23 protein-coding genes are annotated in these 24582 nt (G+C 56.0%); 3 read left to right on the top strand and 20 right to left on the bottom strand.

Annotated elements, in window-relative coordinates:
• Positions 1-16 precede the first annotated feature (16 nt).
• The 17 genes from RBB63_RS14425 to RBB63_RS14345 form a co-directional block, all read right to left on the bottom strand.
• Positions 17-724, bottom strand: a complete 708-nt coding sequence (locus RBB63_RS14425; RefSeq protein WP_309385491.1) for a PilW family protein — start codon at positions 722-724, stop codon at positions 17-19.
• Between the two features lie 2 nt (positions 725-726).
• Positions 727-1269 carry a type IV pilus modification PilV family protein gene (locus RBB63_RS14420; protein ID WP_309385489.1) on the bottom strand — a complete coding sequence of 181 codons (543 nt, stop codon included), beginning with the start codon at positions 1267-1269 and terminating at the stop codon, positions 727-729.
• 209 nt (positions 1270-1478) lie between these two features.
• Positions 1479-2738: an amidase gene (locus RBB63_RS14415; RefSeq protein WP_309385487.1), complete on the bottom strand. Its 1260-nt coding sequence runs from the start codon at positions 2736-2738 to the stop codon at positions 1479-1481.
• A gap of 50 nt (positions 2739-2788) precedes the next feature.
• The gene (locus RBB63_RS14410) at positions 2789-3814 is read right to left on the bottom strand and encodes an FIG domain-containing protein (RefSeq protein ID WP_309385485.1); all 1026 of its coding nucleotides are present in this window, start codon (positions 3812-3814) and stop codon (positions 2789-2791) included.
• A gap of 35 nt (positions 3815-3849) precedes the next feature.
• On the bottom strand, positions 3850-5139 hold the full coding sequence (locus RBB63_RS14405) for a type II secretion system F family protein (RefSeq protein WP_309385483.1): 1290 nt from the start codon (positions 5137-5139) through the stop codon (positions 3850-3852).
• Between the two features lie 14 nt (positions 5140-5153).
• The gene (locus RBB63_RS14400) at positions 5154-6869 is read right to left on the bottom strand and encodes a GspE/PulE family protein (RefSeq protein WP_309385481.1); all 1716 of its coding nucleotides are present in this window, start codon (positions 6867-6869) and stop codon (positions 5154-5156) included.
• Positions 6869-9223 carry a secretin N-terminal domain-containing protein gene (locus tag RBB63_RS14395; protein ID WP_309385479.1) on the bottom strand — a complete coding sequence of 785 codons (2355 nt, stop codon included), beginning with the start codon at positions 9221-9223 and terminating at the stop codon, positions 6869-6871. The genes RBB63_RS14400 and RBB63_RS14395 overlap by 1 nt, the downstream gene beginning before the upstream one ends.
• A 6-nt stretch (positions 9224-9229) precedes the next feature.
• A complete protein-coding gene (locus tag RBB63_RS14390; RefSeq protein WP_309385477.1) occupies positions 9230-9775 on the bottom strand; it encodes a hypothetical protein in 546 nt (181 codons plus the stop codon).
• On the bottom strand, positions 9772-10995 hold the full coding sequence (locus tag RBB63_RS14385) for a PilN domain-containing protein (protein ID WP_309385475.1): 1224 nt from the start codon (positions 10993-10995) through the stop codon (positions 9772-9774). The genes RBB63_RS14390 and RBB63_RS14385 overlap by 4 nt, the downstream gene beginning before the upstream one ends.
• Before the next feature lie 39 nt (positions 10996-11034).
• A complete protein-coding gene (locus RBB63_RS14380) occupies positions 11035-12198 on the bottom strand; it encodes a type II secretion system minor pseudopilin (protein ID WP_309385473.1) in 1164 nt (387 codons plus the stop codon).
• The gene (locus RBB63_RS14375; protein ID WP_309385470.1) at positions 12195-12857 is read right to left on the bottom strand and encodes a prepilin-type N-terminal cleavage/methylation domain-containing protein; all 663 of its coding nucleotides are present in this window, start codon (positions 12855-12857) and stop codon (positions 12195-12197) included. The genes RBB63_RS14380 and RBB63_RS14375 overlap by 4 nt, the downstream gene beginning before the upstream one ends.
• 4 nt (positions 12858-12861) lie before the next feature.
• Complete coding sequence (locus RBB63_RS14370) at positions 12862-13317, bottom strand: type II secretion system protein (RefSeq protein WP_309385468.1); 456 nt, start codon at positions 13315-13317, stop codon at positions 12862-12864.
• Positions 13318-13371: 54 nt separating this feature from the next.
• Positions 13372-13983 (bottom strand): pilus assembly FimT family protein, encoded by a 612-nt coding sequence (locus RBB63_RS14365; protein WP_309385466.1) that lies wholly within the window; start codon positions 13981-13983, stop codon positions 13372-13374.
• Positions 13984-14026: 43 nt separating this feature from the next.
• Entirely contained in the window at positions 14027-14485 is a 459-nt protein-coding gene (gene gspG / locus RBB63_RS14360; protein ID WP_309385464.1) for a type II secretion system major pseudopilin GspG, read from the bottom strand.
• Positions 14486-14620: 135 nt separating this feature from the next.
• A complete protein-coding gene (locus tag RBB63_RS14355; protein WP_309385462.1) occupies positions 14621-15238 on the bottom strand; it encodes a PEP-CTERM sorting domain-containing protein in 618 nt (205 codons plus the stop codon).
• A gap of 38 nt (positions 15239-15276) precedes the next feature.
• Positions 15277-16215 (bottom strand): hypothetical protein, encoded by a 939-nt coding sequence (locus RBB63_RS14350; RefSeq protein ID WP_309385460.1) that lies wholly within the window; start codon positions 16213-16215, stop codon positions 15277-15279.
• Positions 16216-16430: 215 nt separating this feature from the next.
• On the bottom strand, positions 16431-17591 hold the full coding sequence (locus RBB63_RS14345) for a TolB family protein (RefSeq protein ID WP_309385458.1): 1161 nt from the start codon (positions 17589-17591) through the stop codon (positions 16431-16433).
• On the opposite strand from RBB63_RS14345, the gene RBB63_RS14340 reads away from it, so the two are divergent.
• Entirely contained in the window at positions 17578-18936 is a 1359-nt protein-coding gene (locus RBB63_RS14340) for a TAXI family TRAP transporter solute-binding subunit (RefSeq protein WP_309385456.1), read from the top strand. The genes RBB63_RS14345 and RBB63_RS14340 overlap by 14 nt on opposite strands.
• On the opposite strand, the gene RBB63_RS14335 is transcribed toward RBB63_RS14340, so the two are convergent.
• From RBB63_RS14335 to RBB63_RS14325, 3 genes are all read right to left on the bottom strand, one after another.
• Positions 18933-19769, bottom strand: coding sequence for a response regulator transcription factor (locus RBB63_RS14335; protein WP_309385454.1), 837 nt, complete (start codon positions 19767-19769; stop codon positions 18933-18935). The two genes, RBB63_RS14340 and RBB63_RS14335, sit on opposite strands and share 4 nt — an antisense overlap.
• A gap of 18 nt (positions 19770-19787) precedes the next feature.
• Entirely contained in the window at positions 19788-20375 is a 588-nt protein-coding gene (locus RBB63_RS14330; RefSeq protein ID WP_309385452.1) for a PEP-CTERM sorting domain-containing protein, read from the bottom strand.
• Positions 20376-20483: 108 nt separating this feature from the next.
• On the bottom strand, positions 20484-21068 hold the full coding sequence (locus RBB63_RS14325) for a PEP-CTERM sorting domain-containing protein (RefSeq protein ID WP_309385450.1): 585 nt from the start codon (positions 21066-21068) through the stop codon (positions 20484-20486).
• A 148-nt stretch (positions 21069-21216) separates the two neighbouring features.
• On the opposite strand from RBB63_RS14325, the gene alaS reads away from it, so the two are divergent.
• Both alaS and RBB63_RS14315 read left to right on the top strand, forming a co-directional pair.
• Positions 21217-24033, top strand: a complete 2817-nt coding sequence (gene alaS, locus RBB63_RS14320; protein WP_343219133.1) for an alanine--tRNA ligase — start codon at positions 21217-21219, stop codon at positions 24031-24033.
• Between the two features lie 13 nt (positions 24034-24046).
• Positions 24047-24481: a DUF4279 domain-containing protein gene (locus RBB63_RS14315; protein WP_309385446.1), complete on the top strand. Its 435-nt coding sequence runs from the start codon at positions 24047-24049 to the stop codon at positions 24479-24481.
• Positions 24482-24582: the final 101 nt, after the last annotated feature.

Raw genomic sequence — 24582 nt, 5'->3', positions numbered from 1 at the left:
TTATTTTGGTTAAATGCTATCCCCGTGGAGATATCGTAAAGTTATAAGTGCCGGTGACTTCCTTGGCGTCATTGCCATGAATAATTTTACCGTTCACGAGCACGCTCTTGCCGTGGATATTATAGAAGAGGAACCCATTCGCCAAACCATTGACCATGCTGATGACCTGCGTAAATTCTTTCGCTTCCTCTACGGAGGGTATCAACGTCTCAATGGATTTCGTCTGTGACTCTTTAGGTATGTCCAAATCAAATTTGAGCACTGGCGCTTCAGCGCCGACCACTTCCCGGTCATCACGAAAATAACCAATAATTCGCGTAATCGGCGCAGGCGTGTCGTCGTAGTAGTTATCATCTTCTCCGTAGTAAATGAAGACGACAAAATCCCCCTCATGATCCGCATACTGCCGGTAATCAGTGGCTTCTACGCCGTTGGGGGGGGAGCGAAAATCACCACTAGGCGAGAAATCTTTAGGCAGCGGAAAAAAGCTCTTATAAAGTACAAAGCTGTTGGCCTGCCGCGCCTCGCTGGACATCTCACTGGTCACGGAGCGAAAGTCCCGATTAATTTCCAGCTTCTGCTGGGTGATAAAACTCGCACGAAAATTCTGAATAAAAAACGTGCTAACTCCCGTCATCAGGAGACCGAGCACGCTTGTCGCCATCAAGAGTTCGACCAATGTCAGACCGCGGCGACGAGGTTGGTGATGATTCGCTAAGTGCATGACTAATAGATAGGAATTACCGATTTAACAAAACATACGCTGCCCGATTTCCAGCGCTTGCCCTGCCCCGAGGGCGCCTGGTACTCGTAGTCGATGCGTATTTCATACGCTTGGTAAGGCTTACTGCCTGAGTTCAGATCATTGGCCGACAACTGAATACGCATCGGCATCGTAACTTGCTGTATTTCCTCTCCATCGCCACGCAGATCAATGACGATTGACTTCTCCACCACATTGGTTGCCCCAAAATATAACTCATCGTCCACAGTATTCGAGTTATTCTCCAGCGACGGCGTAACGGCTTTCAACGTCAGCGGCACACTGTTGTTTTTCACACTGGGCTTGATGTCTTCATCATAATCCAGGGTCATGATCTGCTCGGCATAACCCTGAGCAATATCATGCGCAGTCACCATGTAGATGTTACCCTCGGCCATCCGACGGGACATGAGCACGGAATTCGTTGTGACCAGAGCCAAAATGCCGAATAGCACTGAGGCTACCAGCACCTCGACCAAGGTCATACCGACAGATTTACGAGGCACTGTTGCACACCCAGTTCGCTTATGAGCCGAAGTGTGAAAACTCGCCCTAAGTTGGCTTCTAGCAGGAAACACCCCAACACCGTAGGGGTGTTCAGCTCATATGTCAAGCATTATACCCCATTTCCGTTGTGCCATTAGACATCCACCACCCGGGAAATAATTACTTTAGAATTAACATATCCAAGAAAATTACGCCCAGGCCCCCTCAATCACAATTGCGCGAGTATCGCACTCGCCATTTCCTTGCGGCTGTGCCTAAACACAAATTGCAAGCCGCCACTGCGTCCATCCTCCAGGAACAAGGGAACCGTCAAAGCCGGACAACGCCCCAGGCTGGCAGGCGTGTTCAGGCTGAGTAATTGCACGCGAAATTCCTCCGTCATATCTGCCTTGGTAGGTGATGCAATCGGCGTGACCGGCAAGGCGATTACATCGTAGTCGGCGAAAAGTTCGTTCCACATCCCCTCCACGGCCGCCTCTTTGCGCACTGCCCAATCAAACTGCTCCTGTGTCCAATGACGGCCACGATTAATGCGCCCCCAGATCACCGGATCATAGCGCTCTTCATAGGCGTCCAGCCAAGGTGCATGCAAGGAGTAAGCCTCCGTGCTCCCCAAAATGTTGTAGGCGTCAAAGCACTCTTGAAAGGCCGTACGCACCAGCGACATGGCAGCCAACGACTTTGTCGCGCAAAGTCTGCTCAACAGGGCATCCCCCGCCATTCTCAAATGCGGGTCCAGCCCCTCAGCGTAGTCAGACAAATCCAGGATACGCAACGAAGCAGCGAATTCCCCCTTCGGCAGCATCACATCGTTGAGCGTTTGCAAACTAGCGGCATCGGCCGCGAACCAGCCCGGCGTATCAAAGCTTTGGGCTAATGGAAACACGCCTCCTTCGCCGAACATGGCCGGCGTATCGCGCCAGGAATATAAACCGCAAAAGGCCGCCGGAACACGCGTTGAGCCACTCGTGTCGGTGCCAATGCTGAAGGGCAACAAACCGCGTCTGACCACATATGCGGAACCATTGCTCGATCCACCTGCCAATGATCCGGCTAGCGTTGGGTGCGGCACATCGCCATACCAAGCATTTTCACCCGACATCCCATAGGCGAACTCCACCGTCGCCACCTTCGCGGCAAGAGCCGCGCCATGAGCTTGCAACTTCTCCACCACCGGCGAAGTCTGCACAATATTAGAACGCACTTCGGCCAGAAAATCAGACCCAGCCGTCGTCGGAAGCCCCGCAACATCAAACAAATCCTTCGCGCCGAATGGTAATCCAGCCAAGGGTAATTCAGTTGCCGCCCCTTTTGCCATGGCCTCGCCCAACGTAATGCGATCAGGCGTCCAATAAAAAACTGCCTGCCGCTCCGCTTGCGGCAACGCGGCAACTCCAGCAAGGAATTCGTCCGCTACTTGCTGCGGATTCGCTCGTATGTTTTCACGCCATTGCTCGAGTGTCAGCATGCCGACTAATCATTGATCAACGCCTTTGAAACGCAAGCGAGCATGCGCGGTTAACAAGCGCGTGGACAGAATTCTTGAATCAGTTCACGCAAGTGCGGCGCAATTAAGTCACGCAAAACCGCATTCCCATACGCTGCCCAGCCAATCGGACTCGTTGTGTCCATCGGTCCACACACGCCTCCGCCCGAAATCGGATCTTCCAGCACAACGCCTGCCGCTTGGGCGACCGGCCAAATGCCGATGTCATAGGGGTGGCACGTCAGGCTGGTCTCAAGCCCAAGCTCATGAAACACCCATGGTCGCAAATCCGCAATAAACCGGTCGCGCCCCATCATCAGCTCGTAAAGTTGCCCTCCCGTACTGATGTATTGATCCGAGAAAATCGCGAGCGTTGCTTCCCGCCCCGGCGCAATGCGGCGCCATAACTCAGCTTCAATTGTTGAATGCAGCTCCAGCCCCGCCGGCAAGAATCGACACAGGGTCGAAAAACCATGCTCCAGGCCTTTCGCTCCAGATGGCTTTACCAGCAAAGGCGCACGCTCACCCGTCAGCACGTTGATCGAGCTGGCGTATAGGGGCTGGCCGAGCACAACGCTCAGCTGATCCGCACGCCACTGCTTGGTGGTGGGCAGCTCAGTCATCGCGGCGACAAAGATATCGCTCAACTGGTTCGCATCACCCAATTGCGGAGCCACACCCGCAAGCGTCCATGCCGAGCGCTTGTCGTACATGATGCCTCGTGTGCCGTCGATGGGATCGAGGATACACTTAAACATCGTCGCCGACACATCAACTTGGGGAAAGGTGAATGGTCCACGCTCTTCGAGCCCCTCCATCACAATTTCCACCGGCCAGTCCGTGGGCCAATGCTGCTCAAACCATTCTAAAATCGCGTGTTCGCTGATCTTGTCGATTCGGTAGATCGTATCGGCAGGGGTAACCTCCGAGATCCCATGCATGGCTTCCGTGGAAGCCGCGCGCTCACGCAGCACGACGGCCAGCAAGTCATCCTGCAGAGCACAGAGCAACCGACGGATCTCATCCATTTGCTCTACACTGATTTTTTCGACAGACATACTTTGTTTTGCAAAGTTACTTTGCCAAGCAAAGCTTAACGAGCCATAATGCTTTGCGTCATGTTCAAAATACTCATGACGATCGCCAGCGTCAGCACAAAGACCAAAGTGAAGGCAAAGCCCAGCGCAAGCCCAGCGATCAGCTTGGTCAGCACGCTTAGTCGATTCGACAGCTCTTCAGAGTGAGTGTTGTAAATTTCATTAAAGCTCGGCGCGAGGCTTCCAGTATTCTCACCGATGCTCAAGATGTCCTGATCAAGGTCGGGCAACAACCCGTAGCGCTTGAATGCCGCAGAGAACGGAGCACCGTCATTCACCATCGTTCGCGCGGCCACGTATTTTCCGACCAATACTTTGTTCTGCAAAGTATTCTCCGCCAAACGCAAGCTCTCGGTGGTGTTCACGCCATTGGAAAGCAACACATACAGGATATTCGAAACACGGCAAATATCGGCATTGTAGTAAAGGCCAGAGATGATCGGTAACTTCAGCGCCCAGGCGTCCGTTGCGAAACGTCCTTTCTCCGTCTTGCGCCAGGACACGATTGACAACGCCACAACAAACAACGCCACGGCAATGAACGGCCCCTGCACAAGGGCAAAGTCTGCCCCGCCAATCATGATGCGCGCTGCGAGGTTTAACTCGCCACCCATCGAATCCAGCATGTTCTGAATGCGCGGCAACAAGTAGAAGAGAAAGAGTGCGACAACGCCTAACGCCACTAGGCAAATCATAACCGGGTAGGCCATTGCGGCTTGCACTTCTTTTTGCAAGGCCGCCTTACGCTGCAAGTGATCGATGATGTTCTCAAGAATAGGCTGCACATTACCAGTCGCTTCACCGGCCTCGATCAAGTACGCCATCGTTGGCTCGAAATACTCAGGCATGGCCCGCATGGAACTGGCCAGCGTTCGGCCCTCGCTCAAGTCACGGTAAACGGCGTTGGATAAATCTTTCAGCGCGGGATCCCCCATACGCTGACTCATGATCTGCATGGCGTCGCCAATCGGCATCCCGCTTTTATGCAGTTGGTAAAGCTTACGGAAAAACGGTAATGCCTGCTTGCGGCTTGGACGGTTGCGCGCAAAAAGGCGCCGCGATTTTTTATCACTGCTGCTAGCGGTGAAACTTTCCGTTTCCTCGGCGTTTCCTTTGACGGGTTTCGCCTTCAAGGCGCCTGCTTTGCCTTTCCCCATCTTAACATCGATGGGGCGCACTTTGCCGGCGCGGATCTTGCGCAAGGCCTGCTTACGGTCAACAGCCTCCACGACTCCATTCACGGTGGCGCCGCCAGAATCGATCCCTTTATAGCTGAAGCTCGGCATGGTGCAGTCTCAAGTTAAGAGGGGCTGTTTCCCGGTTGTTCCGCACTGGCCTTCTCTTCTTCTTCGCTGATCACATCAGCGTAGCGCAAGACTTCGGGTAGCGAGGTGATGCCGCGCTTGACCTGATTCCAACCACTCACCTGCAACGTCGCCATGCCCTGAGACTCCGCCAGCTTGCGGATTTCCCAAGCGGAAGCGCGGCGAATGATCAGCTCATGGATCGCGTCGTTGATGCGGAGAATTTCAAATAAGCCAACACGTCCGCGGAAGCCCAGACCACGACAACGCTCGCAGCCCACCGGTTTTTTCACCAAATGGCCTTCGGTTACTTCGGAGGCCGGGATGTGCATCGCCATGAGGCAGGAGCTCAGCTCCTGCAGCGGCACGTCGGCGGGCGCCGCACAATGCGAACAAAGACGTCGCACTAAGCGCTGGGCAATGACCATTTCCACCGACGACGCGATGAGGAACGGTTCAATGTCCATGTCGATCAGACGCGTAATGGCGCCCGGCGCATCATTCGTGTGCAGAGAGGAAAGCACCAAGTGACCAGTGAGCGATGCGCGGATCGCGATGTCCGCCGTTTCACCGTCACGAATTTCCCCCACCATGATGACGTCCGGGTCTTGACGCAGCACCGAACGCAAGCTGTTGGCAAAGGTTAAGCCGATCTCGCTTTGCACCTGCGTTTGGTTGACGCCGTCGATCTCATATTCGACCGGATCTTCAATCGTCACAATGCGACGGCGCGGATCCCGGATGCGGCGGATGAACGAGCTAAGCGTCGTCGACTTACCGGCGCCGGTTGGTCCTGTGGCGAGGATGATTCCGTGTGGTCGCTGGAGAATGGTGTCCAGCATTTTGACGTCAGCTGGCATGAAGCCAAGGTCTTCGATGGTGACTGGCTGCGTCTTGTCCGATAACAAACGCAAGCTGATGCTTTCGCCATACATCGTGGGCAGCGAGGAGATGCGAATGTCCAGCTCTTCGTTGCCATAGTTAAACCCGATGCGGCCGTCCTGTGGGCGACGACGCTCGGAAATGTTCAACTTCGCCATGATCTTCAGGCGCGAAATGATGGCGCGCTGAAACGTCTTTAAATTCTCCGGCACACGTACGGGCACGAGCACGCCGTCGATGCGGTAGCGGATGTTGAGCGTTTCCTTCTGCGGCTCGAAATGGATGTCTGTCGCGCGGTCAGCAATCGCCTTGGCGATAACTTCATTAACGAAACGGATGAGCGCGGCGTCTTCATCTTCTTCCTCCTCGTTCTGCTCGGAGTCGGCAAAGCCTTCCATGTCCTGCTCGTCGAGGCTGCCGGAACCCACGCCATAGGCTTGGGTAATGAGCTCGGCCACATCCGATGGATCGCCGATGAACCAGCGTGGCTCACGGCCTGTGGCCGCAATGACCCAATCCGTCATCGTAAGCGAGGGTGGCCAGACGGTGACCAAGCACAACTCGCCTGGATGCTCCTCCACTTGAACGGGCAGGCATTGGTACTCGTGAATCAGGCGTAAGGGCAACGCGTCTTCCGGCGCTTCCGACTGCTGAATGACCTCCAAGACCATTGTCTTCGTTTCTGCGGCCAAACGCTGGAAAACATCGGCCTCCTGCTCCTGCCAAATCCCCGCCAGGTATTTTACGCGGTCCTGGCGCGGAGCTTCGGCAAAATGCTCCTGCTGCTCTTCATCAAGCCGCTCGAGCCAACTGTTGGGCACATCATCCATCAATTACCTGAGTAGGGGGAGCGTTTGGCGGACTTCTTCTGTTCGGAATCCGACAGCGGCGCATTGACGTTAAACGGATGTCCTTCTCCAGTTTCAGTTTCCAGCTCCTCCGATTGCTTCAGCGCGTCGATGCGTTGCACCTTAGTCACTTGGGTCATGTCGTCGGTTTGCAAGAAGGTGCTGACGTCACTGCCGTTATCCAAATGACCGATTATCTTTTGCGCATGCTTATGCGCATCCTCCGGGCCAAAGTAAACCGTTGGCCGGATAAAGATCATGAGCTCGCGACGTTCGTTGGTCTCCGATTCCGGGTTGAGCAAATCTCCGATGATCGGGATGTCGCCAATGATCCATAGTTTGCCGTCACTGGTGTTAAACTGCGTGGACTGCAAACCCGCCAACACAATGACCTGCCCATCCGACACGCTGACAAATGAAGTCGCTTCGCGCTTACCGATGATCGGCTGATCCGTGCCATTAATCGGCGTCGTGTCCACGACATTTTCCACGATCTGCTCAATCTCCATCTGGATGATGCCATTGCTGCCGATGAGCGGCTTAACCGTCAGTTGAATACCAATGTCGCGGTATTGGACGTCGTTGGATGTCGTGCCATCCGTGTTATTCGAGGTGAGGTTCGTGACCGAACTCGTGATAATCGGCTGCGATTGCGAAACGTTGACGTTCGCCTCCTGGTTGTGCGTGGTGACGATATTCGGCACCGATAAAATGCGGATGTTCGTGTTTTCCGCTGCGGTTCGCAAAACGGCCTCAAATGTATCTGGATTCAAAGACACATCAATGCTAAACGGCGCAGCGGACAACTGCCCCTGATTGACAGCAGTGGATGCGGTCAGGTTTGAAGTCACCGCTGAACCTTCGAGGCTAAACTCACTAAAACCACTCGCTGAATTATCGGTAAGGGTCACTTCTGCGATTAACACTTCGATGTAGACCTGGGCGAGCAAGACGTCGATCTGCTCGATCAGGCGGCCAATCTGAATGAGGTCGGACTTCGTGCCATAGGCCACAATCGAGTTTGAGCGTTCATCCGCAACGACCGTAACGAAATCCGAGAACTGCAAATTCTTCCCCAACTCGGCCACCACCAGACCACTGTCCGGCGAAGGCATGGGGGCAGCGTCAGCCGCAAGCGCATCCTGCCCCCCCGGCCCTACTGCGGTGTTGGACTCCGGTGACTGCTGTTTGTTCTTGTCCGCGCTTTCAGATTTGTTGCGCGCGTTTTGCTGACCGGTGATCACCTCTTCCAACAAGGAATCGATCTCGGTGGCCTGCGCATGCTTGATGTAAAACACCTCGCTGGATGTGATGGGCTCAACGTCCTTATCGAGCTCCGCAATCAGGTTTTCCAGAATCACCTTATTCGATGGGTGGGTGATCGCGATGAGTTGGTTCGTGCGCTCGTCCGCCTCGAAGGTTGTGTTGTTATTAAAGTAGCGTGCGATGCCGGAAGTGCCCGTCGTCAGCTTGGTGAGGCGCTGTGCCAAATCGGGCGCCTTAATGTGCTTCAGGTTAAAGAAGAAGATGCGCTCATTGTCATAGTCGGGCATATCCGCCGTCTCCAGCACTTCCTCCATGCGTTGCAAGTTCACGAGCATATCCGTGACGAGCAGGGCGTTGTTTTTCGGAAAAACCACCGGCTGAATGCCGCCAGAACTCAGGGACTGCACGACAACCGTGCCTTCCTTTTCCGCATCGAGGTAGTTGAACTTAAAAAACTTGGTGTAGTAAGCTTGGCTCGGCGGCAATCCCAGCGTTGAACCGTGGATAAATTCCGGGACTTGCGCCGTTGCGCCCGAAGCGCCTGCTGCCGGGACGGCCTTGATCAGCCCCTGGCCCAGATCTGTCACGATGACTCCATTGAGCGCGAGCAAACTCTTAATGACGAGGATCGCCTCGTCCTTGCTCATCGGCCCTTGCCCATTGAAATTAATCTTCACGGCGGGCAGCGATTGCGAGCGGATGATGGGCTTCTTCGTCAATTGCTCCAAGTTGAGCAGCACGTCGTTCAGCTCCATATCGACCATGATCAGCTCCACTTCTTGCGCGGGCTGTGCGGTGGTGGGTTCGCTGCCCGAAGCCTGGGCATTAGCAGCCTGCAAGCTGTTTCGCTGCGCCGACGGGACACGTGACGAGGTGCGCGGATTCACTACAGGAGCGCCACGACCACCAGGCGCGCTGACTTGAGGCGGCTCCATCTCAAGATCAAACTCAGGCACAGGTTCATCATCGGGCTCTGGTTGGGCAAGCAACTGCGATGCGCTCAGAACGCACATTGCGGCGATAACGAGCCACAGGCGAACTAAAGGGGTTGCGATAGCGCTCAGGGACATAGTTTATTAGTTGGCGGTCAACCCGCTCGGTTTAAGTTCGAAAGAGTTAAGAACAATGGTGGCGTCGAGGAGTTCAGAATTATTTCGGTCTGACTTCAGACTGACGCTGACTTTGTTGATGTAAGGCGACTCACGGTTGAGCGCTTCATCCAACGCCATCAGTTTATCGATCGGCGTATCACGGACATTCAAACGCATGGTGTGCGCCACATGGATGTCCTGATCCTCGCTGCCGGTGTTGAAGGTAAAGTTGGTAATCCCGGCCTGCTTGGCCAATTGGTCAACGCGACCAGTGAGGGAAGCCAGGTCAAAAATGCGATCCGAGTTGTAGAACTCCAATTCTTTGTCGAGCGCGGCGTTGGTCTCCGGCGCCTGGTCGAGCAGCGCTTTCTGGTCTTTCAGGACACGGCCCGTGGATTGCCAACCATCGACAAATACGCGGAAGTCACGCAGTGCGAAGCTAAACACAATGATCAAGATCACCCAAACGAACGCCACGAGCAGCGTCTTTTCACGGGAAGTCATCCGCTGAAAAAGTTGACGCATCTTCATTCGTCGCCTCCTTGGTTGGGCGTGGGTTCCAGCGCCGCGAGCGGTTGGCCCGGATCAGCCAGCGCGCCGGTGTAATCCATGCGCAAAGTAAATTCGTAGACATTGCCTTGCCGCTTATAACGGGCGGTCTCCCGCATTTTGAATTGGCCGGTGTTAACCAACGAACGCCAGAAGTCATTCACTTCGTTGACACTATTCGCGTAGCCCTGAATCGTGACGCCGTCCTTGCTGTCCACTTCCGCCGCACGATACCAGATATTTTTCATTGGGCGGATCTGGTTAGTGATGCCCAGCACCTCGTATGGCTGCAAAGGGCGCTCCGTAAAGCGACGCAAGTCGACGAGGAAATTTGAATTTTGCTCATACGCCATCACGGCGGGATCCTGCGCCACGATCTTATCCTGCCGACGCTGCACCAGCATACTGCCCACGATATTGAACAGCACCATAAAGATCAAAAAGATCGCCGCCCAGCCGGACCACTTCAATGCGCTCCAAAGGTTGTTCTGCCAGCGGCGCGAACGCTGCTCGGAGGCAATAAACTCCGGCGAACGCAAATCCGCCCACCAACTTGCTTCGGCATCCGCCAACTCCACAACTGGCTCGGACTCAGCGTCGGCTTCGTCGCGGCAAATAACAAAAGCGACCTGCCGATCCGCGCTCACGCGCGTTTCCTGGAGCGTATAAACCGGCGTCGTGGCAGGGTCCACTCCCTGACTGCGTAAAAACTCGGCGACTGCCTCGCGGTGATCCTCCGCCGACTCATCTTCTTCGTCGCGCTCCTGAAGGCGACGATGCCGCAAACGGGTCGGGAAGCGTCCTCCCTCCGCGAACTCCAAAAGCAAAATTTCTTGCTCCGAGCGCCAGGCCAGATGCCTGGGCGGCTCACGGAAGGTTAGCAATAAAGGCAGAAAAGCCGGAAATACATGCTCGGCGTCATCCCAATCATCCAGCACGCTTTGCCCGATGCGAGGCCGACAGGCCGCATAAAGCCACAACTCGCGCCGGGCCTCATCAACGAGGAACCCCCAAGCCAATTGCTCCAGCGGGAAAGGCGCGCACTCCTCCAGAGTTAACTCCGCCAAAGACTGATACTCAGCCGCCGTCAACTCCTCCGGAAGCGGAACCAACCGACTAAAGAAATATCCGCCAGGAGTCAGCAGCACCTCGGGCGCGCGGGCTTCGGCTACGCGGATTAAATTGTCGGGGAGTTTCAACATTGCGAAAATTGCGAAGTATCAAGACATGTATTCAAGAAATCAACCGTCTTCGGGGCGATTCTCATTAAGCTCCAGGAAACGCCAGTCTCCGTTGGTATAAACGATTCGCGGCTCCGAACTGGAGGTGGACGAGCCGGATTCAGACTCATCACCTTCCACCACGGTGTCCGAATTTACGCTAATCGACGGCGAGTTGTTCCCACTGTCCTGCGCGCTGATATTGCGGTCGTTTCGGTTGGTGTTAGTGGAGTTTTCACTGGAATTATCGGAGCCTTGGCTGCCGCCATCGTCCACCAGCGCTGAAAGTTGAAATTCCTTCCCCCCCTGCTCTACCCGCACTGTGATGCGGAAAACATGAGCCTCGTAGCCGACGGAGGCATCGGAATTGATCGTGATGTCATCCGAACTCGCCGACCAGCCATCGTCCTCGGTGCCGGCTTGTTGGTCCAACCCGTACTGCAAATCCTCCAACGAATGCCGGTCGAGACCAGAGTTTTCCTCAAGCATTCCCAAGACAGATTCCGTAGCGGTGTTGATGTTCACATCGTACTCATGATAGAAGGACGTCGCGTCCTTAAAACGCTTAAACAGCGCGTTGGGCGCTCCATTCTCGGAGAAAAACAACTCGTCGAAGCCCTTGATGTAGCGAAATGCGTCGTGCGATGTGATGGGTTGGTTCGCAGGCGTCCGAGCAGGCGTCAGCCGTTCATAATAATCGGCCTCAGCGCCATTGAGTCGTTCCAAATCGTCCTCATCCACCCAATCCAGATAGGCGTCAATCAGCTCCTGCGTCTGAGTAAAATCGACACCGAGTTGATCGAGCAACTGCTCCAAACGGTCGCGATTGGGAGGGTTGAGGGGGATCTTGCCCGTCTCATCCGTAATCGTCACGCTGACGGTGACGCCGTTGGGCCAAGCGACCGGCGAATAGCCCACCGGATTGCCCCAGCCCTGCGAGGGGCTGTGTAATTTGCCGTCCAATTCCTTGATTTCGGACAGCGTCGCCAAGGAAATCTCCATGGCCGAAAAGGCCGCCAATCGCAGGTCATCTCGCGCCGATGCGGTAGCCGACGACCGAATGTTGCGCAGCATGCTTTCGGTCAGCGATACCGTGACAATGGACGCGATGAACAGGAAAACCAGCACCATCAGGAGCAAGAAAGCAGGGCGTTGGCCAAGCACTGTATCAGCACGTTGCTTCATAACCTGGGAGTCCCTTCATCACTAGGGGGCAGCAGCAGCAGCGCCGTTTTGGCATCATCCCGTTCTTCGCCAAAGGTCAGGCGAATGAATTGCGGGGCGTCATCGCCGCCTTCGTCGTTTTCTTCAAGCTCCTCAGAAATTTCCCATGTCTCGTCATTGTCGTCGTACCAGAGGTATTCCAACTTGGACACGAGGGGGGAGACCTGACTGCGGCGCACGTCATCGGTGTTCTCATTGGCCATCGCATCCGATTGCCAGTAAATGTAGAGCCCCTCATCTTCGACCAGCTTCAGGTAGCAGTCCACCTCAGGCGCGTAGAGTTCGCTATCACTAAAAAGCGGAATTTTGCCCGGAAGCCTGAAGGCAAGCACTTTGTCATTCAGCCCGCTGCTGCCAGGAAGATTACGCCACGACACGGCCTCTTCCGGCGCCGTCCCACCCTCATCACCCAGATTTTGGATAGGCTCTGCCTCCGCAAAAATATACTCCATGAAACGACGCACGTTCGCAATGTGCTCTGCCTCCTGAGGCCCCGCTTCTGCGCTGGTTTTCAACGTCATCAGGCCAAAAACCAAACTCGCGGCCGCAGTAAGCAGTAGGCCGGATAACCCAACGACCAAAATGAGCTCCAACAGCGTAAAGCCCCGTTGAGTCTTCATTGGCCTAGAATCCATCACGACGCTCCTCCAGTTTTTCCCGGCGATCATTGAGCAGCCCCTCGCGATCTCCATCGACCGAGCTCCAGTCTGGCCGATACAAATAGACCTCAAAGGAGCGCGGCTCGTCCTCGTCTTCAAGCGTGATCTGGATACTCACCCGGAACAGGTCAATCATGTCAGCGTCCTCAATCTCCGCCTCCCAGTTCGCCAACGTGTCGTCCGGCAAATTCCAATCCCCGCCATCCTCCATCGTATCCTGCTCTTCAATCGCAATGATCGACCTCAGCACATAGCGGTAGTACTGCTCTTTGTCAGAATTGTTTTGCACCGCTTCGTAAGCGTAAATCGAGCTGTACGCAGCCTGAATCAGCATCGCGGACGCAAGCGTAAACAAGCCAATGGCCAGCAATGCCTCGATTAAGGTAAAGCCGTTACGACGATGCTGGCGACTGGATATCATGGAGAAAGCCCGCACGTAGGACTACAGGCGCTCGAGGTTGTTTCCGGAAATCTGTTAAAAGCCAACCCCTTCATCACGAGAAAGTTGCGGGCCGCTGGAGAATCGATCCAAACTCAGGGTCTGTTCATCCCCTCCCGAATAACGCAACGTGACGACAGCTGGCGTCGAAACCCCGCTGGGATGAAACACCAGGTAATGCAGTGGCTCGGCAGAATATTCAGCCTCAGGAATGCCCAAGCCATCGCTCTCGGCCCGGATGCCGCGGAATTCCACTTCCAGCTCATCTTCATACACTGGGAAATCAGTGCGACCGCCTTCTGGCACGACCTCGGCTTCCTCCTCCTCGTCAATCAGGTAACCATAGCGGTCAACCTTGGGCAGAGTTCCGAAACGCTCCTCCTCAGGCTCGGCGGTGACCGCATCCGTCCGCAGCAAAAACTGCTGCCCCTCGGCGTCGAATGATAAATAGACCGTGGCGGCGCTGTTGATCGCCTGCAACCTCGCTTCATGCGAGGCCTCGCGAAAGACCTCATAGGCTGGTTTGGCGCCATTGGAAGAAATCAGTGACTCCATGTTGAGCGACGCAACGATGCCTGCCATGAGCGTAATCATGGCCAGAACGAAAACAATTTCGAGCAATGAGAAGCCACGCCGACGGCTGGGCATATCCTGGCGTGTAAGACAGACCATAGCCTCGCGGGCCCCGAAATTACTTGTCCCAGTTGTTCACGTCGTCGCCGCCACCCTCTTCGTTTTGGCGATTCGGACCACTGGACCAAATGTCAGGCGTACCGTTCTTGTTGTTCGTTCCCGGGTAACGGTAGTTGTAGGGTTGCCCCCAGGAATCCACCGCTTCCTTGTCCAAATAAGGACCTGACCATTTGCTGCCCGCGCCGGCTGGCGCAGTCAAGAGCGCAGCAAGCCCCTGCTCCGAACTGGGATAATCGCCCATGTTCAGGCGGTATGCCATCAACGGAGCCTTAACTCCTGTGGTCACAAACTGGCGCTCGATCTCGCGTTGGCCAGCGTTACCCGTGCCCTGCAGGCCGACGATCAAGGCGCCTGCAAGGGCGGCAATCAGGCCAACCACGATGATAATTTCCAGCAGCGTGAAGCCTGCGGCTTTCTGTTGCGCACGGCGAAGGGGGGGGGTGGCGGTAAATTTCATGATAAGTAAGAGGTGGATCGGGCAGGAATGTTCCCTAATGAAATAATATAACCTAACTAGAACAGGCGCCGTCGTTGGACAATAAAAATCCCCCTAACTTACGCCAGGGGGATTTCGTTTTTAAAATGATTTAGCTTACGCCTTCTGACGACGACGATAAGCCACCAAGCCCAGTGTCATCACACCAGCCAAAAGCGCATAAGTGGAAGGCTCAGGAACTGTATTGGCGAGAATTCCATTTTCACCGCTTATGCTACCCACTAATGCTGTGCCAGTGGATTGAAGCTCAGTAGGTGCAAGTGTGGCGTCACCGATATCAGTGTTAGGCACAAGCCAAGCAGTGGAAGTAAATAGACCAAACTCGTCAGTATTCAATGTATTGTATACAAGAATATAAATTTGATCGCCAGTAGTAGGCGTGGGATCACCAGCCATGGGCTCAAACGGAGACCCAAACTGGTCTGTAGTAAAAATACCACCTGATGCATCAAAATCCTTCGTCTGGGTCGCATCAGTTGATAGTAAGCTACTGACAGAAGAGAAATTAGTCTTCAGGTTATCAGGCAACGCGTTGTATGAATCGATGTCAAACACGCCATACTGCAACTGATAATCAGCATTAACTAGTGTAGCACCGTCAGACTGTAGATAATTACCAAAACCGGACCCAACAATATTGTTAATCGTAAAAGAAGCTTGAACGCTAACAGCGGCAAACAGAGCAAAGGATGTGAAGCAGATTTGTCTTAGCATGACGAAACTAAATTATTATATTTAAAAGGTTGTAAAGTTTATTCGGTGTATGCTGCAGGCAGTGACAAGAAATTTGAAGAAGATTTAACAGTAACAAGAACCCCCTCACCAGGGTAAACGATCGTGCCGTCTCCTTCACCACCAACAAACGCAGAACCGGAAGAAATCAATACACCGCCACTCAGCAAGGTGCCAGGTTCAAAGAATTTCACTGATCCAGTAAGACCGACGTCGCCAGCGATACTAAGCCCCCCAAGAGTCTCATCAACGGGAGAGCCGCTAGCCACGAGGTTAATTGCGCTCGGCGATACGCTGGTCGGAACTACAGGGACTTGAGTTGCTGTGTTCTTCACCGTTCCGGTTGTGGTAATTTCAACAGTGGCTTTAAGTGTGGCAAGGAAGCCAGTCCCTGGATAAATTGGATAAATATCTCCATCGGTTGATCCAAACCACTTTGAACCATTCCAGATAAAAACTTTTACACTACCATCACTCAGGAAAAACTTCGAACTATCAGTAAGAGACAATCCAGATGCACCGTCAAAGAACTGACCAAGCGTGACATGCTTACGGATAGCAAAAACCTGTTCTACAGCCAATCCCTGGTCTGAGATCAATCCCGCAACAGTTATCGAGTCAGAATCATTAGAAATGATATCGTAACCAAAACCTTCATCATCACCACCGATAGATTCAGCGTAGTAAAGTGGGTAATCGGCCTCGTCAAATTCTCCAGCAGTAAAAGTCGCGGACTCAAAAGTGATTGTAGTCGTATCAGCACCTTCATCCACAGATGTTGACTTACCTTGGAACTCGTTAGCGTTGACAAACAAAGGCGCCACAATTGTAGCCCCCGCAGGGATCGTCATTTCCACGACACCTACTGGGACGGTCGAGACTATCACTTCGGCTGAGAGGGTTGGAAGAGCCGCGACTGCGACACCAGTGAAAAATGAAAGTGTGGAAAGTAGTTTCATGACAAGATTTAGGATATTTCTAGACCTGGTAGGTGGTTTGAAGCATAGACTGTGCTCAAAAGTGAATGAGCGCAACCAAATTTTTAATCTGAATAGTGATATTTATGGATGTGTTATCCGGGGCCAAGCTCATAGTGAGCTGAACACGTTACAGACCAGTAAATATCACGTTACCAAAGAGAGAGTCGAGGCAGGAGACGTTTATTCCGCATTTTTTACGAAAGCCAAATAACCGGCCCGCCGCCCGGCGCCTGCCACACCTCCTGCGCCTGGAGATCGAGGACACATACAGCCTGCCACTCCACCCAAGCAGGCGAATCATCGCCGCCATAAGCGCCCTCCATCGGCTGTCGGCGAATGCGGCGCGTCAGAGGCAGGGCCAAGTAACGGCCATCGGCAGTCAATCGGGGGGGGCGGGCGCGGCTGACCTCCGCGTAGCGATTACCGGCCACGGCCAGCAGGCGCTCGCATTGCCCATCTGCCGTGCGACGCCATAAGTCACTGCTGCTTTCGGCGAAATACAGTTGCTGGCCATCGGGCGCCCAAACCGGATTCAGTCCCCGCTCGCGCAGCTGGATAAACTCACTTTTACGGCGCACCAGCATGAGGCTTCCACCACCCAAAACAATTTCTTCTGGATTTAGCGGATTAAAGCATCCACCCCTGCCCTCTGGTAGCCCCTTAAGGCCCAGCCGCATAATCCGCCGCCCGGAAAAATCAACCACTTGGAATCCTTCGGCGCCATGAAAAAGGACCTGCTGACTGCCGCAATGCATTGCGAGCGGGTAAAAGCAGTCACGCGGCAAATTCACCAGCAGCGACCGGTTCTGCTTCAAGTCATACAGCCCCAATTGGTGCTGGATGACGACCGTGCCATCGTTCTTGCTCGGCATTTCAGTGGCAATGAGAGCGGCCAGAGAATCGATTTCAGAGACATACTGACACAGCCAGAGCGCCCATTTATTCAGACCAAGACCAAAGAGCCGCTCGTCATCGCCCCCTACTGTGCTGACACGCCGAAATTCGCTGGCGTCCCGACGATCTCCCCATTGGGCGCAGTGGTAGCGGTAGAGTTGTTCGCGGGTGGGGTCATAGGCCACAGGGCAATCAACGGGGCTGGCGGCGCCGATGCTTACGGGATCCGCAAAGTCCGTATCGGAAAGCCACCAGCGATTGCCCTGCTTCCAGACCAGGCGGCGGCCCGTCGGACGCGGGGGGACATTTTTCCATCCGGCAGCTAATGTGAGAGGTAGGGAACCTGCCTGCATGCCAACAACTTGCAAGGCGGTTGGGCCGCTGGCAAGGCCGGGCTCGACATTTCCTGCCCGAGGCGTTGTGATACGCCCCAACACCGCCCTCGCCGTGAGTAAAATCAAGACCGCTACTGTGCGCCGCAGCATCGCCCTGCTGATGGCGGCGCTGCTCATCCTCTCCCTCACCCTCTGGTTCGGGACCCGGGAGCGCATGCCCGAGCGGATCGTCATCGCGGGCGGCATCCGGGGTGGCTCATTCAACCACCTGAGCCAAATGCTGGCGCAGACGCTGGAGCAGTCCACTGGCGTAGACGTCGAGGTGATTTACACCGATGGCTCCATTGCCAATCGCAACTTACTGGCCAGTGGACAGATCGATCTGGCCATGGTGTCGGCCGACACCTTGCTGAGCCAGGATATGGCCGTTGTCGCCCCGGTGTATGACGAGTTCGTCCACGTCATCGTCCGGCACGATTCCCATGTGCGCAGCATCACCGACCTCAACGGCAAGAACATCATCTATGGCCCACCCGGCTCGGCGGACCATGCGCACGCCGAGGTCATCTTCGAGCACTACGGCGTCACCCCATCGAAGGAGTCCGACCAATGGGGCGAAACTTACGAACTGCCACTGCTGCCCGAAGTGGAGGCCGCCATTGAGATCACCAGCTTGAGCAGCCCGGGCCTGCGGCAAATGATGACCAGCGGCGATTACCGGCTTTTACCCATCGACGACGCGCGCGCCATTGCCTTTGATCACAGTTTCTATGCCGTCGATGAAGTGCCCCGCGGCCTGTATTCCGGGCAACTGGCCATCCCCCCTGTTCCCATCCAAACCCTGTCCTGCACTGCGCGCCTCGTTGCCCAACGCGATGCGCCAAAGCCATTGATCAATGCGACGCTCGACGCCATTTTTGGTGAGCAAATGCAGCGCGAATTCCCGGGACTGCTTTCGCAAGCCGAAGCCGAGTCACGCCTGGCCCCAGGCTGGCACGCCGCAAGCCATAACTACCTGCAGCCCTATGCCGGGATCGACACGGTGGCCAGCTTTCTGGAATCCCTATCTGCCGCCAAGGAGCTCATCGTCGCCTTCGTCGCCCTATTTTGGCTGGGCTGGCAGCGCTACCGTCAGCTCCGCGAAGAGGAGCGCAAAGAGAGCCTGCAAATCCAGAAGGAGCGCCTCGACATTTTCGTCAACCGCACGCTGGAGCTCGATAAACAGCTCAACGACACCACCTGCACGGAAGAGCTGCGTGACTTGCATCGCAAGACGACCGAGCTCCAGCATATGGCGCTAACCGAATTGACCGGCGACGACCTCATCGGCGACCGCATGTTTTCCATCTTCCTGGAACAGAGCAACAGCCTGTGCCGCAAAATCGAAAACCGCCTGCTTTCGCGCCGCCTCCTGGCGCTGCACCCCGATAGCCAGGCAATGGATGCAGACGCCTCACCACAATCCAGCTAGCTCTGCCCCGCCCAGGCGGTGACGTTGACCGCCGCCACGGACAGGTGACGTTTGAGTGCGCGGGTCTCATCGAGGCGGGTCGTTTGCAGCGCCCAAAGCGCGGCGGAGAGGCGGTTCGAGCAGCCCGTCTTGCGGTAGACGCTCTTCACGTGGTCTTTGACCGTGTAAACCTCGATGCCCAGAATGATGGCGATCTCCTCATTGCTTTTGCCCTCGGAGACCAGGTAGAGCACGTCGGCCTCGCGCGGGGTCAGCCCAGCCCGGCAAAGCGCGGCCGCCTTCGCACTGGCGATGGAAAGATTGTCCCGCGCCTTGGCGATCGAGCGTGCATTGCCCAGGAGTGATTGCGCCAACCGCAGCAAGTCGCGTTCGTCGGTGGTGTAATCCGTCCCGCCCTGACGCTCCACGCCGAAAAAGGGGATCTCCCCGCTGACGCCCGGCACGTGCACCGCGCAGTGGTCATCGATCCCCAGCGGGCCATATACCTCGCTAAACATCGAGGTGTCACGAAACTGCCGGTTCGAGAAGAAGTCACTGCGAGTGAAGGGTTTACCATCGTTGACGGTGTGGTCCCAATCCCACAGCTTGTAATCCGCCATCAGATGGCCATAGGCGGTAATGGCCCGCGTCCAGCCGGTGATTTCCTTGTTCACGGAGATTTCGAGCACCTGCGTGCGCGGGTCCAGCGTACCGAAAATGACAAACTCACTCGATAGCAGCGTGTCGATAAACTCAAAGGAACGCTCCGCGTAATTGTCCAAGCCAAGGTCGGGCCGCATCAATCGTTCCGACGCAAAACAGAACTTCTCAACTTGAGCGTGACTTAAGGGCATAACGAGAATACAGGTAAACTACTCATCCGAATGGGTCAACGGTTTACGGTATTCACCGCGCGTCTGTCGTGTTTTCCGTCGCCGCCACACCAAAACGCCGAGCCCACCGAAGCCCGCCAGCGCAATGTAAGTCACGGGCTCCGGCACCGGCGTTACCGAGCCGACATTGAGCGTGATCGTGTCGTTGGGGATAGTCCAGGTGTAGGAACCGGGATTCAGCTCCATCCCGGCGATCGATGTACCAAGAAAAATGCTGGATCCAGACAAAGGGCCTCCTGCATAGCCACCGGGAACGTAAAAGGTATCATTGCCATTGATCCCGTATGTATCACCGAGAATACTATCGGCTCTGCTATTACCACCGTCCCCCAAATCATGCGTTCCACCCGCGAGATCGTAGAGATCTATATCCCCCAAGGCGTACTGACGAAGCAGATCTGCCCTCGGGCGTAGGAGTTGCCGCGGGTCCGAGTTGTTGAAGCTGGTTCGCAACACAGCGCCCGTCATGTCCAGCGACCCACTGGCGGTCACCACGACATCCGGCCCCACCTCCTGAACGTTGATGACCAGAGCCCCTGGGGCAGTCGGCGAAGCTAAAGCGAGCATGAGTAGGATTATTGATTTTCGCAGCATGCCAGTAGTCTAGCGCATTTCCCTCATTTGCGGTATCCCTCCTTGGAGGGATAATAATCGACTATCAGCAATGGCCAGCGACTACGCCTTTCGCCGAGCGAGTCGTCGTCGCCACACGAGCAATCCCAGCCCGCCGAAACCTGCCAGCGCAAGGTAAGTCGCGGGCTCCGGGATCGGGCTCGCGGCGACGACATTAAGCGTGATCGTGTCGCTGGGGATCGTCCAGGTGTAGGAGCCGGGGATAAGGCCAGTGGTGGCAATCGTTTCACTACTATAGATGGCGGAACCGGATAATGCCCCGCCCGTGAATCCACCCGGAACATAGAATATAGAATTACCACTGACGCCAAAAGTATCGCCAGAAATACTATTCGTAATGGTGTTTCTCCCTGTCCCCAAATCATGGGTTCCGCCCGTAAGAAAATATAAGTCGACATCACCCAAGGCGTACTGGCGCAGCCGGTCTGAATCGGGCCGAATCAACTGCCGTGGGTCCGCATTATTGAAGCTCGACCGGAACACGGCGCCAGTCATATCCAACGATCCGCTGGCGGTCACCACGACATCTGCGCCGACCTCCTGAACGTTGATGACCAGAGCCCCCGGCAGGCTGCTCGCCGCCGCAATGAGAAATGTAACCGTAGCTGGAAGTAGTAAGTAACGCATCGGCGCACTATAACTCATGTCCGCCAGCCTGAACATCCCTCCTTGGAGGGAGACGCCCTGAAAGCGCCCCAGCCCCGCAATCCCCCAATCTTTAGACTTTAATCACGCGCCAACGCCTGACATTGTCTCCGCTTTTCCCATGAGTCAGATGATGGACAGCGCCGCACTCCGCCAGTCGTTCCTCGATTTCTTCAAATCGAAGGAGCACCAGATCGTGCCCTCGGCATCCCTTATGCCGAGCAGCCCGAACCTGCAGTTCACCAATGCGGGCATGAACCAGTTCGTGCCCTACTTCCTGGGCGAACAAGCAGCCCCCTGGCCCCGCGCGGCCGACACCCAAAAGTGCATCCGCGCCGGCGGCAAGCACAACGACCTGGAGGATGTCGGCTTCGACACCTACCACCACACCTTCTTCGAGATGCTCGGCAACTGGTCGTTCAACGACTACTTCAAGGCCGAAGCCATCGCCTGGGCTTGGGAGCTGCTGACCGATGTCTGGGGTCTGCCCAAGGAGCGCCTTTACGCGACCGTTTACCAGCCCGGCGAAGGCGATCCGGCCGAGTTCGACCAGGAAGCCTACGACCACTGGGCCGCCATTTTCGAGAAGGAAGGCCTCGACCCGAAGGTCCACATCCTCAACGGCAACAAGAAGGACAACTTCTGGATGATGGGCGACACCGGCCCCTGCGGCCCGTGCTCGGAGCTCCACATCGATCTGACCCCAGCGGGCGACACGCAGGGCAAGCTCGTCAACGCCGACAGCCCCTACTGCATCGAGATCTGGAACCTCGTCTTCATCCAGTTCAACGCCGAGGCCGACGGCTCCTTTAAAACACTCAAGCAGCGCCACGTCGACACCGGCATGGGCTTCGAGCGCGTGGCCGGCATCATCGCCACGACCAAGAATTTCACGGACTACTCGCAGCCGCCGAGCAACTACAACAGCGACCTGTTCCTGGACATCTTTAAGCACATCTCCAACATGAGCGGCCGTTCCTACGGCTACACCATGCCGGAGAACCGCGACGACCTGTCCGGCGACGAGATGAACGACGTCATCTTCCGCGTGCTCGCCGACCACATCCGCACGCTCAGCTTCTCGATTGCCGACGGCATCCTGCCGGGCAACGCCGACCGCAACTACACACTGCGCCGCATCCTGCGCCGCGCCGTCATGTTTGGCCGCCGCCTGGACCTCAAGCCCGGCTTCTTCACCAAGCTCGTCGACCCGCTCGTGGACAAGCTCGGCCCGTTCTTCCCCGAGCTCGAGAAGCGCCGCGAGATCATCCGCGAGGTCATCGCCGGTGAGGAAAAATCCTTCGACCGCACCATCGACCGCGGCCTCCAGCTCTTTGACCGCATCAATGACCGCGCCCTGGTCCGCGACCTCGAGCACTTCGAAGGCGTCATTGCCGACATCCAAAAAGAAGCTGGTGAAGACGGCGATATGGACGCCATTTATGCCGAGCGCTACGGTCACAGCGACCTCGCCGCGATCAAGCGTCTCTACGAAGGCCCGTCCAACGGCGTCATCTACGGCACCGAGGCGTTCGAGCTTTACGACACCTACGGCTTCCCGCTCGACCTGACCGAGCTCCTCGCCCGCGAGCGTAACCTCGTGATCGACCTTGTCGGCTTCGAGGCCGAGATGGAAAAGCAGCGCGAACGCGCCCGCAAGGCCCAGGTCAAGACCATCGTCAGCGTCGTCGACCAGGACGAAAAGCTGCACAGCACGCAGTTTGCCGGTTTTGATCTGAACGACCTGACCGGCTTCACCACCGAGCTGGTCGGCACCTTCAGCGGCGATAACGCGGACTTCCTCGTCACCGCGCAGAGCCCGTTCTACGCCGAAATGGGCGGCCAAAAGGGCGACACCGGCACGATTACTTTTGCCAACGGCACCCAGGTCGCAGTGACCGACACGATTACCGACGGCGTTGGCCACCACCTGCATCGAGTCGCCAAGGGCGAGTATCAGGACAAGGTCGGCTCGACCGTAACGATGGACGTGGACGTCGCTCGCCGCCGCAAGATTCAGCGTCACCACAGCGCCACGCACATGCTCAACTGGGCCCTGCGCGAAACGCTGGGCGACCACGTGCAGCAGGCCGGCTCACTCGTCGCGCCCGATCACCTGCGCTTCGACTTCCGCCACCACGCCGCGATCACCCCGGACGAACTCGCCCAGATCGAGCGCATGGTCAACGAACAGATCCTCGCCAACGCCGGCGTCAACTGGTTCGAGGTGCCCTTCTCCGACAAGCCCGACGACGTCGTCGCGGTCTTCGGTGAGAAGTATGGCTCCGTGGTTCGCGTCGTCGATATCGGCGGCTACTCCAAGGAACTTTGCGGCGGCGCCCACGTGCGCGCCACCGGTGAGCTGGGCCTGTTCAAGATCAAGCACGAGTCGGCCATCGCCGCCGGCACGCGCCGCATCGAGGCCGTCTGTGGCGAGTCCGCCTTCGAGCTGGCCACGCAAAACTTTGCCGAGCTTCACCACATGGCCAACAAGCTCTCCTGCAAACCGGCCGAGATCGAGGAGCGCCTCGAAAAACTGCTCACTCAGAACAAGGATCTGGAAAAGCAGCTCCGCGCCATGGAGCAAAAGCAGGCCGCGGCCCAAGGCGGCAACCTGATCGACACCGCCGTGGAAAAGGACGGCATCAAATGGCTCGCGGGCAAAGTCTCCGTTGCGAACCCGAACGACATGCGCGGCCTCGGCGTGGACCTCCAGAAAAAGCTCGGCCCGAGCGTGGTGATCCTCGGCGGCGTCTTCGGCCCCAAGGTGACGGTGCTCGCGCTGTGCTCCCCGGAAGCCATCGCTGCAGGCATCAAGGCCGGCGACATCATCCGCAACCTCACGGCCAAACTCGGCGGCAAAGGCGGCGGCAAGCCCGACTTCGCCATGGGCGGCGGCTCCGACGCCTCAGCCCTCGACAGCGCGCTGAAGGAAGTGGTGGCTTGAGCTAAAAATTTACATGCCGACTACCGATTACAGCGATGATTACGCTACCTGCTCTAGAACCTATGCAACCTTCCGAGTCTATCTCGATGATGTTGATCCTGACGATCTAACAAGACTGTTAGGCATTCAGCCCACGAAAGTTCAAAGAAAAGGCCAATTCGATACTTCCAAAAAGTATCCGAAGCTTAACGGATGGTTTCTTTCCACTAAAGAAAAGTGCACATCACGGGACTCTCGTCGGCATATCGATTTGCTATTACTAGAGCTCGAAGGGCAAAGGAAAGCCATCGACGCAATAAGAGCTCAGGGTGGAAGTTGCCAAATTAGTTGCTTCTGGGCGTCAGCATCCGGACACGGCGGCCCAATAATCCCAACGGATCAAATGCGACGTCTGGCGGCGCTCGATTTAGAGCTCTGGTTTGATATATATATGGGTGGAAGCGAATAGGCCATAACACCAATTCCCACACGATTAAGAAATCAGCCACACCAAGCCCCCCCTCGAAGAATAACATTGCGTCGGCTTCCCGCTCTTCCCGATCTTACTGT

This window comes from Cerasicoccus frondis (assembly GCA_031296915.1).
GTDB lineage: Bacteria > Verrucomicrobiota > Verrucomicrobiia > Opitutales > Cerasicoccaceae > Cerasicoccus > Cerasicoccus frondis.
Note: the sequence above shows the minus strand (reverse complement) of the source record. Positions and strands in the feature narration are given on the sequence as shown.

Excerpts from the sequence above, each read along its gene's own strand:
- RBB63_RS14425 (WP_309385491.1), bottom strand. The coding sequence starts at position 724 with ATGCACTTAGCGAATCATCACCAACCTCGTCGCCGCGGTCTGACATTG.
- RBB63_RS14415 (WP_309385487.1), bottom strand. The coding sequence starts at position 2,738 with ATGCTGACACTCGAGCAATGGCGTGAAAACATACGAGCGAATCCGCAG.
- RBB63_RS14410 (WP_309385485.1), bottom strand. The coding sequence starts at position 3,814 with ATGTCTGTCGAAAAAATCAGTGTAGAGCAAATGGATGAGATCCGTCGG.
- RBB63_RS14405 (WP_309385483.1), bottom strand. The coding sequence starts at position 5,139 with ATGCCGAGCTTCAGCTATAAAGGGATCGATTCTGGCGGCGCCACCGTG.
- RBB63_RS14400 (WP_309385481.1), bottom strand. The coding sequence starts at position 6,869 with ATGGATGATGTGCCCAACAGTTGGCTCGAGCGGCTTGATGAAGAGCAG.
- RBB63_RS14395 (WP_309385479.1), bottom strand. The coding sequence starts at position 9,223 with ATGTCCCTGAGCGCTATCGCAACCCCTTTAGTTCGCCTGTGGCTCGTT.
- RBB63_RS14390 (WP_309385477.1), bottom strand. The coding sequence starts at position 9,775 with ATGAAGATGCGTCAACTTTTTCAGCGGATGACTTCCCGTGAAAAGACG.
- RBB63_RS14385 (WP_309385475.1), bottom strand. The coding sequence starts at position 10,995 with ATGTTGAAACTCCCCGACAATTTAATCCGCGTAGCCGAAGCCCGCGCG.
- RBB63_RS14380 (WP_309385473.1), bottom strand. The coding sequence starts at position 12,198 with ATGAAGCAACGTGCTGATACAGTGCTTGGCCAACGCCCTGCTTTCTTG.
- RBB63_RS14375 (WP_309385470.1), bottom strand. The coding sequence starts at position 12,857 with ATGAAGACTCAACGGGGCTTTACGCTGTTGGAGCTCATTTTGGTCGTT.
- RBB63_RS14370 (WP_309385468.1), bottom strand. The coding sequence starts at position 13,317 with ATGATATCCAGTCGCCAGCATCGTCGTAACGGCTTTACCTTAATCGAG.
- RBB63_RS14365 (WP_309385466.1), bottom strand. The coding sequence starts at position 13,983 with ATGCCCAGCCGTCGGCGTGGCTTCTCATTGCTCGAAATTGTTTTCGTT.
- gspG (WP_309385464.1), bottom strand. The coding sequence starts at position 14,485 with ATGAAATTTACCGCCACCCCCCCCCTTCGCCGTGCGCAACAGAAAGCC.
- RBB63_RS14355 (WP_309385462.1), bottom strand. The coding sequence starts at position 15,238 with ATGCTAAGACAAATCTGCTTCACATCCTTTGCTCTGTTTGCCGCTGTT.
- RBB63_RS14350 (WP_309385460.1), bottom strand. The coding sequence starts at position 16,215 with ATGAAACTACTTTCCACACTTTCATTTTTCACTGGTGTCGCAGTCGCG.
- RBB63_RS14335 (WP_309385454.1), bottom strand. The coding sequence starts at position 19,769 with ATGCCCTTAAGTCACGCTCAAGTTGAGAAGTTCTGTTTTGCGTCGGAA.
- RBB63_RS14330 (WP_309385452.1), bottom strand. The coding sequence starts at position 20,375 with ATGCTCGCTTTAGCTTCGCCGACTGCCCCAGGGGCTCTGGTCATCAAC.
- RBB63_RS14325 (WP_309385450.1), bottom strand. The coding sequence starts at position 21,068 with ATGCGTTACTTACTACTTCCAGCTACGGTTACATTTCTCATTGCGGCG.
- alaS (WP_343219133.1), top strand. The coding sequence starts at position 21,217 with ATGATGGACAGCGCCGCACTCCGCCAGTCGTTCCTCGATTTCTTCAAA.
- RBB63_RS14315 (WP_309385446.1), top strand. The coding sequence starts at position 24,047 with ATGCCGACTACCGATTACAGCGATGATTACGCTACCTGCTCTAGAACC.